The following is a 14,121-nucleotide window of genomic DNA, read 5'->3' as shown; positions in this document are numbered from 1 at the left end:
AATATGGAAACGGAACTGAGTAATCCAAAAACCAAATCTCAAATGAAAAACGCCAATAGTCATGTATGGAAGTTTTTCATTTACAGTATGATTGGTATATTTATGTTTTTTATTCCGATAACATTGAATGGGCAATCTTCCATCATGATCGATCATATTGTGAGTGGGTTGCGCCACCTTCTAGGTAATGTTGTTCCTTATTATTTGCTATTGATTATCCTGATAGGAGGCTTATATCCTTTTATAAAAGGTAATTGGAAAGAAACGATTGTGACAACAGTATTTTCCTTCTTAAAACTTTTGGGTGTAGTCATTGCTTTTATGGTTTATTTTAACTTGGGTCCCACATTCATATTTGATCCAAATATGGGTCCTTTTTTATTTAATAGTCTTGTTACGCCTGTCGGTTTATTAGTTCCTATTGGTTCGGTCTTCTTAGCTTTATTAGTAGGCTATGGTCTGCTTGAATTTATCGGAGTGATGATGAAACCAGTTATGAGACCGATTTTCCAAACACCTGGACGGTCTGCGATTGATGCAGTAGCCTCTTTTGTCGGTAGTTATTCTGTCGGTATTTTAATTACTAATCGTATTTTTAAAGAAGGTAAGTACTCAATGAAAGAAGCAGCAATTATAGTGACTGGGTTTTCCACTGTTTCTGTTACTTTTATGATTGTCGTGGCTAAAGCGTTAGACTTAATGTCTATATGGTCGGTTTATTTTTGGACTTCCTTCATAATTACATTTGCAGTAACAGCAATTACGGTAAGAATTTGGCCAATTAGAAACATGTCAAATGAGTATTATCAAGGTGTGAAGAGAGAGAAAGATGCATATGACAAACCTCTGCTAAAAACTGCGTGGAAAGAAGCAATGAAAGCTGCTGCTTCAGCACCATCAATAGTTGAAAATGTGAAACAAAATTTAAAAGATGGTGTATTAATGACGATGTCCATTCTGCCTTCAATTATGTCTATTGGGCTTATTGGCTTGGTATTAGTCGAATACACGCCAGTTTTTGATTGGCTTGCATATTTATTTTATCCATTTACAGCTATATTGGGATTACCAGAAGCAATGCTAACAGCAAAAGCGACATCGGTTGGGATTGTTGAAATGTTCTTACCTTCTATGGTAGTGACAGAAGCCGCTTTGATGACAAAATTTATTATTGGGGTTGTATCTGTTAGCGGGATTATTTTCTTTTCGGCTTTAGTTCCTTGCATTTTATCAACTGATATTCCTATTACCATAAGGCAAATGGTGATTATTTGGTTTGAACGAACAGTGCTTGCTCTTATTCTTGTCACACCAATTGCATACCTTCTGTTTTAATTTAATGCCCTGCGGTTTCATGCAGGGTTCTTTTCATATATAATAGTACTAACTCTTTTGGGAGAGCATACATATTGAAATATTCTAGAACAGCGGGTGAAGTAATGTATAAATTATATTCTCATAACGACTTAGATGGTGTTGGTTGTGGTATTATAATCAAGCTAGCATTAGGAGAAGAAGGGCAAGTTTATTATAATTCTGTCGGAGGCTTAGACTATAAAGTCGAGAAGTTTTTTTCTGAAAAGGACCATAAAGATACCAAGCTTTACTTAACAGACTTATCGATCAATGAGGATAATACGAAAAGGGTCGATGATTTTGTCAAACAGGGTGGTCAGGCACAACTAATTGATCATCATAAAACGGCCCTACACTTTAATGAATATGAATGGGCTACAGTAACAGTACAATATGATGATGGTAGACAAACTTGTGCTACATCATTATTATATGAGTATTTTGTTGAGCAAAAAAAACTATCTCCAAAAAGGTCTATTGAACAATTCATTGAATTGGTTCGACAATATGATACTTGGGAATGGGACGAAAATAATAATGTAAAAGCGAAGCAGTTGAATGATTTATTTTATATGTTTTCTATAGAAGAATTTGAAGAAATGATACTGCAAAGATTAAAAACCGCAGATGACTTTGAATTTGATGAGCTTGAAGCGAAATTATTATCAATGGAAGAAGCTAAAATTGAACGCTATATTAAGCGTAAAAAAAGAGAACTTATCCAAGCGTCGATTGATAAGCATATTGTTGGTGTTGTTCATGCGGAATCTTATCATTCCGAACTAGGCAATGAGCTGGGAAAAGAATACCCTCATTTAGATTATATTGCAATTCTTAATACGGGTGGTCGCAAAGTCAGCTTCAGAACGATTCACGATCACATTGATGTTTCGGCTGTTGCAGGCACGTACGGTGGGGGTGGTCATGCAAAAGCATCAGGCTGTACGATGAATGAAGAGGCGTTTAGAAAATTTGTTGTAGAATTATTCACAGAAGAATCATTAAAAATTGATGCACCTAAAAATAAATTCAACCAAAAAGAAAATAGTCATGGTACGATTTATGAAGGACGCTCTGGTGACATTTATCGTATCTACCAAAAACAAGAGCAGTGGAAAATAGAAAAGAATCATCAAGAAAATGCGACAGTATTTAAAGATTTCCAATCGGCAGTGAATGCAATTAAGATAGCTGATTTTGCTTGGTTAGCGAAAGATGATGTATACGATAATTATATGAAAAAGAATAAGTAAGTCATAACTCCTCGAAAGATAGCAACCCTTTCGAGGAGTTTTTTATAAATTTGGGGTAAATTATCGCTTTTGAATGCTTGGTTATCATCTTCCAAATTTATGGTGGGGTGCCAATATCTTGTGTATAATGAGCGAGAGGGGGGAAGAGAGAATGTTGTACTTATTTATCATTTTATTCATCATCATGATTCTCGTATTTGCCAAATTCTTAAAATCGACTGTAAAACCTTTAAAGGAATTGCCAATCCCGAATAATCTTGGTTTAGTTCGGCCGATAGCACAATCTTTAGTTCATCAAGTAGAGAATTCATTTACTGAAAGTGATAAAAGGCAGTTAAGAAATCGTGTGCTAAAAGAACATCCAAAATGGAAAGATCATGAATTTGACTGGCTTTTTTTGGAGTTGAAAAGGTATTTCTTCTTATGCAGCATGTTTAAAACAGTACCTATGTATAGTAGCAAAGTAGATACATTATGGCATGAAATGATTTTGTTTACACAAAAGTATGCTGATTTTTGCCAGCAATTATTTGGTCAATATTTACACCATACCCCTAACCTTGGTGGCAATCAATCTGCACATAACGAAAGGGCATTTTTTGACTTTTTGTATTTGAGTTATTTCCAACCATCTGAGAATAGTGTGAAAATATGGGGATCTTTTATGAGAAAACCTTTGCACCCGCAAATTATAGCTGATTTTACTGCTTTGAGTGAAAAAGAATTGTTAATGACTTATTTTCGGACTCATTCTAAATGGAAGGATATCCAATTGGAATTAATTCAATCAATAAAAGAAAATATTAAATTAGCAACTAATTTTCATGAAAATCAAGATAAGGGTTTAAAATCAAAATCAGTATTTTCCCACCAAGGTATTCTTTTTATTAGCATTTATTTTTCAATGTATGAATATGACAATTTTGAGGAAGCAGTAAGTAGTTATTTACCTGAAGAGCTAACAAAGAATAGCTTTACTTCTTCCTCATGCAGCGGTTTTGCCTGTGCTAGTAATGCATCGTCACCTTCCAATGATAGTTCTTGTTCTAGTGGTGATTCAGGTGCGAGTTGCGGTGGAGGCTGCGGCAGTAGTTAATATCATATAATTAGTAAATTAGGGCATCTAAATAAAGGATGCTCTTTTTTATGACCAAAAATTAGGCACGTACTAAGTTTAGTTTTTATCACCAGCATTCGTTAACTCATTACAAAATACGACAAAGTTCTTTCAATTATGTAACAATTTGTTATCATCTGTAATTACGTTAGATTTTTTTGGTACAATTCAATAGGGTAAAAAGCACTAGAAATGGAAGTGGATGAATGAAGAAAAAATGGATGATCATCTTCCTATTCCTCATGTTATTAGGTACACAAGCATATGCTAAGGATGATGAACCAGAAATTGTTAGTGAAACGGCAATCGTTATGGAAACAGAGACGGGCGCTATATTGTATGAAAAAAATGCAAACGCAAAAATGTATCCAGCAAGTTTAACTAAAATTGCAACCGCTATTTACGCAATTGAAAACGGAAACTTAAATGATGTGGTCACAATTTCTAAAGAAGCAGTAGATGTTGATGGGACAAAAGTATACTTAGAAGAGGGCGAGCAGGTAACTTTAAAAAAGCTCGTTCAAGGAATGCTCATTAACTCAGGTAATGATGCGGCAAAGGCAATTGCCATTCATTTGGAAGGTAATGAAGAGAATTTTTCGAAAAAATTGAATGCTTACATGCGAAATAAAATAAAAGTGACCGAGACTCATTTTACGAACCCCCACGGATTATTTTCCGAAAACCATTATACAACGGCAAAGGATATGGCAATCATCACAAATTATGCTATGAAAAACGAGACCTTCGCTGAAGTTTTCGGTACTGTAGAATTAAAATGGGATGGTGAATCTTGGGATACGACACTCATTAGCCATCATCAACTCCTAACTGGACAAAGACCGTACGAATGGATTACTGGTGGGAAGACTGGATTTGTCAGTGAATCTAAACAAACACTCGCATCTACTGCAGATAATGGGAAATTGGCATTAACAGCGATTGTTATGAAAGCAGATTTTAAACGTGATATTTATAAAGACACCAAAACCATCTTGGATTACAGTTTCTCTCATTATGAAAATAAAGAACTTGTCCCTGAACAAGAATATTTTGTTGGTGAAAAAGTGTTTCAACCGACAGAAAATAGCTACAAGGTATCTTTACCGATTGAAGGATTTACAGAACACTTAAATAAACAAGGTGTATTAGAAATCGTGGATAATAATGACAAAGTGATACAAGAAATAACTTTGGAAAGAGAGCAGCCTAAACAAGAGGTAGCGAACCATCATACGATGAATGATGCTAGTGATGATACTGAGAAGGAAAATCCGACTCTTATTATTTATATTGCTATAGGCTCGGTCGCCATCATTTTAATAGTGGTTTTCTTATTTATACGAAAAATGAGGAAACGTAACCGATATGATATCCATAATAGAAGATGGTAGGAAGGAAGCGCAGTAACTTTACTGTGCTTTTTTGCTTTATATAGATGTGAGTAAATGTGAGAATATAACTTTAAAAAGAAAGAATTATGTTACTATTGTCAATAGAAAAGATTGTTTGGGACTAACAAATGGCGGTGAAAAACATGATAGTAGTAAGTGCATGCTTGGCAGGAATGAATGTAAGATATAATGGATCTAATAGTTTAGACGAAAGAATCCAGAAACTTTTATTAGAGAATCAAGCGATGACTGTTTGTCCGGAATTACTCGGAGGTTTTACGACGCCAAGAGAGTCAGCTGAAATCGCGGGCGGAGATGGTGAAGATGTATTAGACGGAAAAGCAAAAGTTATCGAAAAGTCAGGTAAGGATGTTACAAAACAATATATCAACGGTGCATATGCTACATTAAAAAAAGCTCAAGAGTTGGGCGCAACTACAATTATCCTTAAGGAAAATAGTCCATCATGTGGTAGTTCAGTTATTTACAATGGAGAATTCAAAGGGGAACAAATAGTAGGTAATGGTGTCACAACAGCCTTATTAAGAAAAAATGGTTTTAAAGTCATTTCGGAAAATAACTTTAATGAATATTCAATACTTGAAATTAACTAAGGATATATTTATGTATTTTTACGTAGGTGTTTGTTATAGATACAACTTTGAGTGTCCTCAGGTATTCGCGACTTTACATATCCATTTAAAGAAGCTGGTAGCCGTATATGGCTACCAGCTTTCTTACTATTATGCCTGATACATTTTGGCGATTTGCTTTTGTAGCTCATCGTTTTCAAGGTATTCATCATAAGTTACTTGTTTGTCTACGATACCGTTTGGTGTGATTTCAATAATTCGGTTAGCAATCGTTTGGATAAATTGATGGTCATGTGATGCAAAAATCATCGAACCTTTAAAGGCAATTAAACCATTATTTAAAGCGGTAATGGATTCTAAGTCTAAATGGTTAGTAGGTTCGTCAAGTAAAAGTACGTTTGAACCACTTAGCATCATTTTTGATAGCATACAGCGAACTTTTTCTCCACCTGAAAGCACGCTTGCTTTCTTCAATACTTCTTCACCTGAGAAGAGCATACGACCTAAAAAGCCACGAAGGAAGCTTTCACTTTCATCTTCAGGAGAATATTGACGGAGCCATTCGACTAAATTCAGCTCACTATTTTCAAAGAAATTTGAGTTATCCTTTGGAAAGTATGCTTGAGAAGTTGTTACCCCCCATTTAAATGAACCTTCATCTGGATCCATTTCACCCATCAGAATTTTGAATAAAGTTGTTTTAGCAAGTTCATTTGTACCCACAAGGGCAATTTTATCGTCTTTATTCATAATTAAGCTTACATTATCGAGTACTTTCACACCGTCAATTGTTTTTGATAGTCCATCTACTCTTAATAGGTCGTTACCAATTTCACGATCAGGAGAAAACCCTACATACGGATAACGTCTTGAGGACGGTCTAATGTCATCTAAAGAAATTTTATCAAGTAATTTTTTTCTAGATGTTGCTTGTTTAGATTTTGACGCGTTTGCACTAAAGCGAGCAATAAAGTTTTGTAATTCCTTAATTTTTTCTTCTTTTTTCTTATTTGCATCTTGGGCCATTCTTTGTGCTAATTGACTAGACTCATACCAGAAGTCATAGTTACCGACATAAATTTGAATTTTACCGAAATCTAAGTCAGCAATATGAGTACAGACTTTATTTAGGAAATGACGATCATGAGATACAACGATGACTGTGTTTTCGAAGTTAATTAAAAACTCCTCTAGCCATGCAATTGCTTTAATATCCAAGTGGTTCGTCGGTTCATCTAGTAATAAAACATCAGGCTTTCCAAACAATGCTTGAGCAAGCAATACTTTTACTTTGTCTCCACCTGATAAATCAGCCATTTTCTTCATATGCAATTCTTCTGGAATGCCGAGACCTTTAAGTAAAATAGCCGCTTCGGATTCTGCTTCCCAACCATTTAACTCAGCAAACTCACCTTCTAATTCAGCAGCTCTCATACCATCTTCATCTGAGAAATCTGCTTTCATGTAAATAGCATCCTTCTCTTGCATCACTTCATATAGGCGTGCATGCCCCATAATAACCACTTTTAATACTTCATATTCTTCATATTCAAAATGGTCTTGTTTTAAGACGGCAAGCCGTTCTCCTGGTCCTAAGCTAACATTCCCGGACTGTGATTCAATTTCGCCAGATAAAATTTTTAAGAAGGTGGATTTTCCCGCACCGTTTGCGCCGATTAAACCATAGCAATTGCCAGGTGTAAACTTAATATTAACATCTTCGAATAATTTGCGATCGCCATAGCGGAGACCTACGTTTGTAACAGTTAGCATTAATTATATTCCTCCATGCATCATAATCGATAAAATTATAACATTAACTCAAGTCACAGTGTTAATCTAGATCATATTTATTTGAAAAAACATGAAAAAATAGAGGGAGTTTACCCCTTTAAAGCGAATATAAATATTTATGGTTTGAAATGAAATTGTTGAGGTTTTGTCATAATTCTAAAAGGGTAAGTAATGATAAAATAGACAATGCGAGGCGTTGGACAATACATACAAGCAAGTTTTCACTTTATCCAACAAAACCATGATCCTTTTTATACTTTTTTCACAAAAAAGTTATAAAAGAAGGAAAAAAATAAAGGATTGTTCATAGTTTTTTCATAATTATCCTTTAATATATAAAGTATAAAGGCAGGAAAAAAGGAGTTTTATAAATGGAGAAAACACAGATCGTAGATTTAGTGAACCGTTTAAAAAAAGCTGGTATTAAAGTGAGCCTTACAAAACCAAGATCATTATTAACCATTCAGCCATGTAAAGCAATGCCATCTGCTTCTAATTAAGGATAAGCAGGGCTACTACATATGATTAATCGATTTTAGAGGTGAGTGTATCACCTCTTTTTTTTGTTTAATGATATTTTTTTATGTATAGACCACATTGCGGACATTTTGTAAGGTAACTTTAGAGTTTAAATGGGAAAGTTACAATATTTTATTTATAGATAATTTAATCCTTTAATGTGAAGGGCATGTTAATAAGGCGCCTTATTATTCAAGTCAAGCGCCCGAATATTGAAACTAGTTGACTAAATGCTGTGCCACCAATCAGTTAAAGAAAATCAAATAAGACGAAGACTAAATGTGTAGTTACTTCATTATTTGTTCAAGTACTTGGACTTTGTACACTTTTGATGCAAAAAATTAACAATCCTTTCCCCTACCACCACATTACTTGAGTGGTTGTTCAACAGTCGTATATTACTCGAATCTATAGGTATAAAATATTCCACCTTATATGTCACGTAAAATACATTGGCGTTTCCAGTCAATTTATCACTCGCCGCTTGCTTAGTTGAGTTCAAAGACCCAAAAACCATATTTCTTCCTTAATTCCAATAACTGATCCTTTCGAGAAACAACGTTCTTCTTCTTTTAGATATATTACCTTAGATAATTGTTATCTAAAACCCTATTTGGTACGATATATTCATTGGAAGGAAAGGGACAATGTGTATGAACTTATACTGGATATGGTTGTTGTTTAATGCAGTTGCTTGGAGTTTTGCTATCCTAGGCTTTTCAGGTGATTTGTCAGAGATCACATGGCGGCTATTTGGTTTATCACTGTTTTTTATACTGTTTTTTTTCATGCCGCTTGTTAAGGAAAAGCCTGTCATTTCCACCGTTTTAATTGCTATTAATGCAGTGATTTCGGTCATTATATTATTCCCGCAACAAGGAGAACCATTTAATCTGTTTCTGCTGTTGATTTTATCCTTGTTAATTGGAGAAGCCTATTATCAGCTGTCAACTCGTCTTGCTAGTATTATTGCAATTGTTTCTACTATAGGAGTTATTTTTATCATATTAAATAAGGATCTGTCCGCAACTGAAATTAGTTTTATCTTGCTATATTTAGTTTTTCTCATTGCAGCGATCATTCTTTATAAACAAACAAAGAACGAGAAGGATGATTTTTTCCTTAGGTATGATGTGCTACTCAGTGAATATAGGAGTTTAAAAAGGCGTGTTGTCTCGGAGGAAGAATCAGCAAGGCAGGAGGAACGTACACTGATTGCACATGAAATTCATGATTCTGTAGGTCACAAACTTACTGCGCTTCTCATGCAAATGGAAGCATTCAGGTTAACGGCAGATGAAAAAGATCAGGAGCAGATCCAGTCTTTAAAGTCCCTAGCAAGTGAAAGTCTTGAAGAAACGCGAAATGCGGTGAAAGTGTTAAAGAGCAATGAAATTGGAGGACTTCAGGGCATTTTACGATTAATCCGTATGCTGGAAACGGAGAGTTTTATCCGTATTCAGTTTTCAGTCAAGCATGGGGCGTTTACCGTACCGCTTACAGGTGAACAGTCTTTTGTCATTTTTCGTTCTGTACAGGAAGCACTTACGAATATTATGAAACATAGTAATGCTAGAGAGGCTGAGATTTCGTTTGAAGCTCCAGGGGGCAGTGTTTTTCGTTTTGAAATTAGCAATCCGGTGATGAATAGTTATCGCTTTGAGGAAGGATTCGGATTAACCTCCATGCGAGAAAGGCTTGATAAAATCGGCGGTCAGTTAGAAGTACAGAAAACAGAAGAGCAATTTATCGTTAAGGGTTTTATAAAATTAGCAGACTAGGAGGGGTAATGTTGATACGGATTCTATTGGCTGAAGATCAGGTGATGGTGCGGCAAGGGCTAAAGATGATGATTGAAACAGATGAGGAAATGAAGGTTGTCGGAGAAGCAAGCAATGGTAAGGAAGCAATCGACCTTTGTGAAAAGCATGTATTTGACGTAGTTATTTTAGACATTCGCATGCCTGTTATGGACGGAATCGAAGCTGCTAAAATTATACAATCCCGTTGGAAACCATCAAAAATTTTAATGTTAACAACGTTTGATAATAACGAGTATGTGATGGAAGCATTAAAAATAGGCGTAAGCGGTTATCTATTAAAAAATGCAGATACCGATTCTCTCATTCGCTCTATCCGTAGTGCGCTAAAAGGTGGACTGAGTGTGGAAGATCAAGTTGCAGCCAAAGTGATGCCGCTTCTTCTCCATCGCCAGGAAGAAAAAAATCCAGATCCATCGTTGAATCCGCGTGAACGTGCACTATTAACTTGTATCGGTGAAGGGCTTAACAATCATGAAATTGCAGAGCGACTAGGTTTATCTGTCGGAACGGTGAAAAATAATACGAGTCAGATTTTACATAAATTAAATTTAAGAGACCGGACACAACTGGCTATTTACGCAATCCGCCATAATCTTGTCTGATTAACTGAAGAGAAGCAGCAAATAACTAGGCGAAAAATGAAAATGACTAAAGTCATGACCAATGATGATGAAAATGACTGAAGGCAGTGGTGACACTGTTTTTTTTTATGTATATTGACAATGTCAGGAGAGGATATAAGTATTAGAAAAACGAGCGTTACGTCAAGTTTTTCTGTGCTACCAACTTATACAGGGGTGTGTGGATATGATTGAAACGGTAAAATTAAGCAAAATATTTAAAGGAAAAAAAGCTGTGGATGAAATTGATCTTTATATAGATGAAGGAGAATCCATTGGTTTGCTTGGACCGAATGGAGCTGGCAAGTCTACAACGATTTCCATGATTTCTACTTTACTCAAGCCGACTTCCGGTGATGTGAAACTAAATGGCAAAAGTACCATTAAAAATCCGGGAGAAATCAGGAGAATCCTTGGTGTTGTTCCACAAGAGATCGCCTTATATGAAGAACTTACTGCTTATGAAAATCTAAAGTTCTTTGGTGAAATTTATCACGTCAAAAAGAATATCTTAGAGCAACGTACCCAGGAAGTTCTTGAGATGGTCGGATTGAAAAAACGTCAAAAAGAGCTGGTAAAAACATTCTCCGGCGGGATGAAAAGACGGGTTAATATTGCAGCTGCTTTGTTGCATCAACCAAAAGTTCTTATTCTAGATGAACCTACTGTAGGGATTGATCCACAATCAAGAAACCATATTCTTGAAACCGTGCGTAAACTAAATGAGGAATATGGAACGACAGTGCTTTATACGAGTCACTATATGGAAGAAGTCGAGCAATTATGCAAACGTGTCTACATTATGGATCATGGGAAAGTGGTGGCTGCAGGAAGTAAAGAAGAGTTATTAAGCATTTTGTCCAGTGAGGATATGATTCAAGTAACTTTGAGCGAGACGAGTGAGAGGGTAGTCGAGAAAGTGAAAGCTATTAACAACATACGTCGTGTTGATGTAACAGATAAAAGTTTACGGATTATCTCCAAAAAAGGAAGTAGTATCTTAAGTGATTTAGTACACGCGGTTGAAAGTGAAGCCATTCATTTAACGAATTTTCAAATGGAAAAGCCAAGTCTTGAGGATGTTTTCCTGCATATTACCGGTCGGACATTAAGAGATTAAGAGGAGGAAGGGGAGCCAAATGATTTCATTTTTAAAAAAAGATTTATTGGTTTTTTGGCGGGATCGTAAAGAAGTCTTGATTTCTATATTAGCGCCAATATTGATCTTGATTGTTCTGAATGTTGCCTTCTCCGGAATATCGATAGATGATACCGATGAATTGGATGTAAGGGCTGGTTTGGTTCTGGAAGATGATGAAGCTGCCGCATTTAAACAATTTGAAGAAACGTTACTGGAAATGAACTTGGCAGAAATGGAAATAAATGAAATGATGGACCAGGCTAAAACATTGTCACCAAGTGGGGTAATGGTATCGTTTTTTGAAGATCCTGAATTAAGTTCCTGGATTCATACCATAGAGATGAGTGAAGAGGAAGCGAAAAAACAGGTCGAAAACGGCGAATTAGAAGCCATTATTAAAATTCCAGCAGGATTTACGCATGATATGTTAAGTCAGGTAATGCTAGGGCAACCTGCAGATACAGCTATTCGTTTTCAAATAGCAGAGCATTCATTTGAAACGGATATCTTAGCTAGTGTAATCGATCATTATATCGAGACGCTCAATTTTCAATTGGCACTTGATGCGGTGACAGAAGATGAAGGAACAGAACTAGTATTACCGCAAGGAGGAAGAGACGTAATCAGCGAAAACATTGTTGAAATAGAACTTGCCCAATATTATACGATTGCGATGAGCTCACTCTTTGCGCTATTTATTGCTGCAACAGTTGCAGTAAAGACGGCAACGGAAAAAAGAGAACGTGTTTTCAATCGAATTTTATTAACGAACAGCAGTCCATTTTCGTATTTAATGGGAAAGGTAATTTCTACTTTCTTTCTGGCTTGGATTCAGTTAATGCTTGTGTTTATTGCAACTGATCTGATGTTGGGAATCTTCCCCGAGAAATTATCGGAATTTTGGCTAGGCATCATTGTTATTGTTACGTTTTTCTCATTAACTATTGCTGGGTTATCTGCGATTTTCACTTCGTTGACGTTAAGGATGAGTAATATAAATACAGCGAATGGACTGTTTACAATGGTCGTTATGGTGTTGGCTGCATTAGGCGGAAATTTTTTCTCGTTGGAACAATTCCCGAATTGGGTACAGGAATTGAGTCAATGGACACCGACTGGGGTAGCGATAGATTTATTTACGGAATTTCTGCAAAATGGAAATGCGATTTCTTTTGCCGTACCATTGGTGAAGCAATTTGGTTTTTTCTGTGGATTTTTTGCTCTCGGAATACTCCTGTTTCCTGAAAGGGGGAGGTCGTAATGTTTCCAGTGATGAAAGCACAATTCAAGAAGGACATAAGAAGTCCATGGTTAGTCATTCTATTGACCATAGGAAGCATACTTTTTACGTTTATTTTCACGGATTTGCATGAACAAACAGAAACAACCGTTCCGATTTTTAGCAGTGAGCCTAATAGTAGAGAAGTGGAAGAAAAATGGGAGCCTCTGTTGAATACAAATCAGGATTATGATTTTGTGATTACTGATGAATTAGAGGCGCAGACAGATGTGGAAGATGGAAAAAGTGATGCAGCGATTCGGCTATCAGAAAGTGATTATCAGATTATTGCAGCTTCCAATACTCAGGCGGTCCAATTAGTGGAAGACTATGTTCATTCTGTATTTACGAAAGAGGCGCAGCTCCAAGCCGCATCTGGAACAGGGAATGTTGACACCACACGAGAGAAAGTGAATGGTTATTTGGAAGAGGCTCCATTCCAAATGCAAACGGAATCCATTGAGGGTGGAGAAGTGCCTGAATATAATATGCAGCTCCAATTACTCTTTGGTTTCACCCTGTTTCTAGCCATGTTTACAATTGGATTTAAAGTGAATGCAGTAACTTCCGATAAAGTGAGTGGTGTATGGGATCGAATGATTCTCTCTCCTGTCAGCAAAACGGGGATGTATGCCGGCCATCTGTTTTACAGTTTTATGATTGGGTTTATGCAAATTGTAATTGTATTAGCGATTTTTAATTATGTGATGGACTATGATCTAGGACATAACTTTGGCATGATACTTACTGTCGCTGCTGTCTTTACACTCAGTATGGTGAGTTTAGCCATGTTATTTACAGGATTTATAAAAACACCGGAACAGTTTAATATGATTTTCCCGTCCGTTATGCCAATTGTGCCGGTCATCAGTGGTGTTTACATGCCACCTGGACTGATTAGTCATCCTGTCCTCTCGTTCGTTGCCGATTTATTTCCACTCGTTCATGCGATTGAAGCCCTAATGGATATAGCCATCTTTGATGCCGGATGGCTTGAGATTACAATGCCATTAGTTCTCATGTTATTAATTGGAGTGATTTGTATGGGCGTTGGCGTAAATTTGATCGAAAGAAGGACGAAATAACTGAAGAGGTTGGGACATAAGTATTCTAGCTAAGGATTGATCCGAGTGATTAGGCGTATTTATCATCTAATCATTCGGATTTTTTGTCAGAAAGGAGTGTCTATAGTGCAATGAAATGGACTTTTTTTACAAATGATGTTCATGTTC

At 36.2% G+C, this 14,121-nt stretch carries 12 protein-coding genes; 11 read left to right on the top strand and 1 reads right to left on the bottom strand.

The window, feature by feature from the left end:
* Positions 1 to 3 precede the first annotated feature (3 nt).
* From LG276_RS12720 to LG276_RS12700, 5 genes are all read left to right on the top strand, one after another.
* A complete protein-coding gene (locus LG276_RS12720) occupies positions 4 to 1,335 on the top strand; it encodes a YjiH family protein (protein ID WP_373370906.1) in 1,332 nt (443 codons plus the stop codon).
* 74 nt (positions 1,336 to 1,409) lie between these two features.
* The gene (locus tag LG276_RS12715; RefSeq protein WP_306469994.1) at positions 1,410 to 2,609 is read left to right on the top strand and encodes a DHH family phosphoesterase; all 1,200 of its coding nucleotides are present in this window, start codon (positions 1,410 to 1,412) and stop codon (positions 2,607 to 2,609) included.
* 151 nt (positions 2,610 to 2,760) lie between these two features.
* Positions 2,761 to 3,705 carry a hypothetical protein gene (locus LG276_RS12710; protein WP_251161684.1) on the top strand — a complete coding sequence of 315 codons (945 nt, stop codon included), beginning with the start codon at positions 2,761 to 2,763 and terminating at the stop codon, positions 3,703 to 3,705.
* Positions 3,706 to 3,932: 227 nt separating this feature from the next.
* Positions 3,933 to 5,120, top strand: a complete 1,188-nt coding sequence (locus tag LG276_RS12705; protein ID WP_251161683.1) for a D-alanyl-D-alanine carboxypeptidase family protein — start codon at positions 3,933 to 3,935, stop codon at positions 5,118 to 5,120.
* Between the two features lie 143 nt (positions 5,121 to 5,263).
* Positions 5,264 to 5,734 (top strand): DUF523 domain-containing protein, encoded by a 471-nt coding sequence (locus tag LG276_RS12700; protein WP_251161682.1) that lies wholly within the window; start codon positions 5,264 to 5,266, stop codon positions 5,732 to 5,734.
* Positions 5,735 to 5,863: 129 nt separating this feature from the next.
* Here the strand turns inward: LG276_RS12700 and LG276_RS12695 are convergent, their stop codons facing one another.
* Complete coding sequence (locus LG276_RS12695) at positions 5,864 to 7,486, bottom strand: ABC-F family ATP-binding cassette domain-containing protein (RefSeq protein ID WP_251161681.1); 1,623 nt, start codon at positions 7,484 to 7,486, stop codon at positions 5,864 to 5,866.
* A gap of 392 nt (positions 7,487 to 7,878) precedes the next feature.
* Between LG276_RS12695 and LG276_RS12690 the strand changes: the two genes are divergently transcribed.
* The 6 genes from LG276_RS12690 to LG276_RS12665 all read left to right on the top strand — a co-directional run bounded on the left by LG276_RS12690 (position 7,879) and on the right by LG276_RS12665 (position 13,974).
* A complete protein-coding gene (locus LG276_RS12690; RefSeq protein ID WP_263624167.1) occupies positions 7,879 to 8,007 on the top strand; it encodes a hypothetical protein in 129 nt (42 codons plus the stop codon).
* Positions 8,008 to 8,679: 672 nt separating this feature from the next.
* A complete protein-coding gene (locus LG276_RS12685) occupies positions 8,680 to 9,807 on the top strand; it encodes a sensor histidine kinase (protein ID WP_224936591.1) in 1,128 nt (375 codons plus the stop codon).
* A gap of 11 nt (positions 9,808 to 9,818) precedes the next feature.
* Positions 9,819 to 10,451 carry a response regulator transcription factor gene (locus LG276_RS12680; RefSeq protein ID WP_224936590.1) on the top strand — a complete coding sequence of 211 codons (633 nt, stop codon included), beginning with the start codon at positions 9,819 to 9,821 and terminating at the stop codon, positions 10,449 to 10,451.
* 205 nt (positions 10,452 to 10,656) lie between these two features.
* The gene (locus LG276_RS12675) at positions 10,657 to 11,589 is read left to right on the top strand and encodes an ABC transporter ATP-binding protein (RefSeq protein ID WP_224936589.1); all 933 of its coding nucleotides are present in this window, start codon (positions 10,657 to 10,659) and stop codon (positions 11,587 to 11,589) included.
* Positions 11,590 to 11,608: 19 nt separating this feature from the next.
* A complete protein-coding gene (locus LG276_RS12670; protein WP_251161680.1) occupies positions 11,609 to 12,871 on the top strand; it encodes an ABC transporter permease in 1,263 nt (420 codons plus the stop codon).
* Entirely contained in the window at positions 12,871 to 13,974 is a 1,104-nt protein-coding gene (locus LG276_RS12665; RefSeq protein ID WP_251161679.1) for an ABC transporter permease, read from the top strand. Before LG276_RS12670 ends, LG276_RS12665 begins: the two co-directional genes overlap by 1 nt.
* Positions 13,975 to 14,121 lie beyond the last annotated feature (147 nt).

The organism is Cytobacillus kochii (assembly GCF_044790165.1).
In the GTDB taxonomy this organism is placed as follows: domain Bacteria; phylum Bacillota; class Bacilli; order Bacillales; family Cytobacillaceae; genus Cytobacillus; species Cytobacillus kochii.
The sequence above is the reverse complement of the archived record's forward strand: the minus strand, read 5'-3'. Positions and strand labels throughout refer to the sequence as shown.

Bases quoted from the DNA above. Each gene is read 5' to 3' on its own strand.
- LG276_RS12720 (WP_373370906.1), top strand. From the start codon at position 4: ATGGAAACGGAACTGAGTAATCCAAAAACCAAATCTCAAATGAAAAAC.
- LG276_RS12710 (WP_251161684.1), top strand. From the start codon at position 2,761: ATGTTGTACTTATTTATCATTTTATTCATCATCATGATTCTCGTATTT.
- LG276_RS12705 (WP_251161683.1), top strand. From the start codon at position 3,933: ATGAAGAAAAAATGGATGATCATCTTCCTATTCCTCATGTTATTAGGT.
- LG276_RS12700 (WP_251161682.1), top strand. From the start codon at position 5,264: ATGATAGTAGTAAGTGCATGCTTGGCAGGAATGAATGTAAGATATAAT.
- LG276_RS12695 (WP_251161681.1), bottom strand. From the start codon at position 7,486: ATGCTAACTGTTACAAACGTAGGTCTCCGCTATGGCGATCGCAAATTA.
- LG276_RS12690 (WP_263624167.1), top strand. From the start codon at position 7,879: ATGGAGAAAACACAGATCGTAGATTTAGTGAACCGTTTAAAAAAAGCT.
- LG276_RS12685 (WP_224936591.1), top strand. From the start codon at position 8,680: ATGAACTTATACTGGATATGGTTGTTGTTTAATGCAGTTGCTTGGAGT.
- LG276_RS12675 (WP_224936589.1), top strand. From the start codon at position 10,657: ATGATTGAAACGGTAAAATTAAGCAAAATATTTAAAGGAAAAAAAGCT.
- LG276_RS12670 (WP_251161680.1), top strand. From the start codon at position 11,609: ATGATTTCATTTTTAAAAAAAGATTTATTGGTTTTTTGGCGGGATCGT.
- LG276_RS12665 (WP_251161679.1), top strand. From the start codon at position 12,871: ATGTTTCCAGTGATGAAAGCACAATTCAAGAAGGACATAAGAAGTCCA.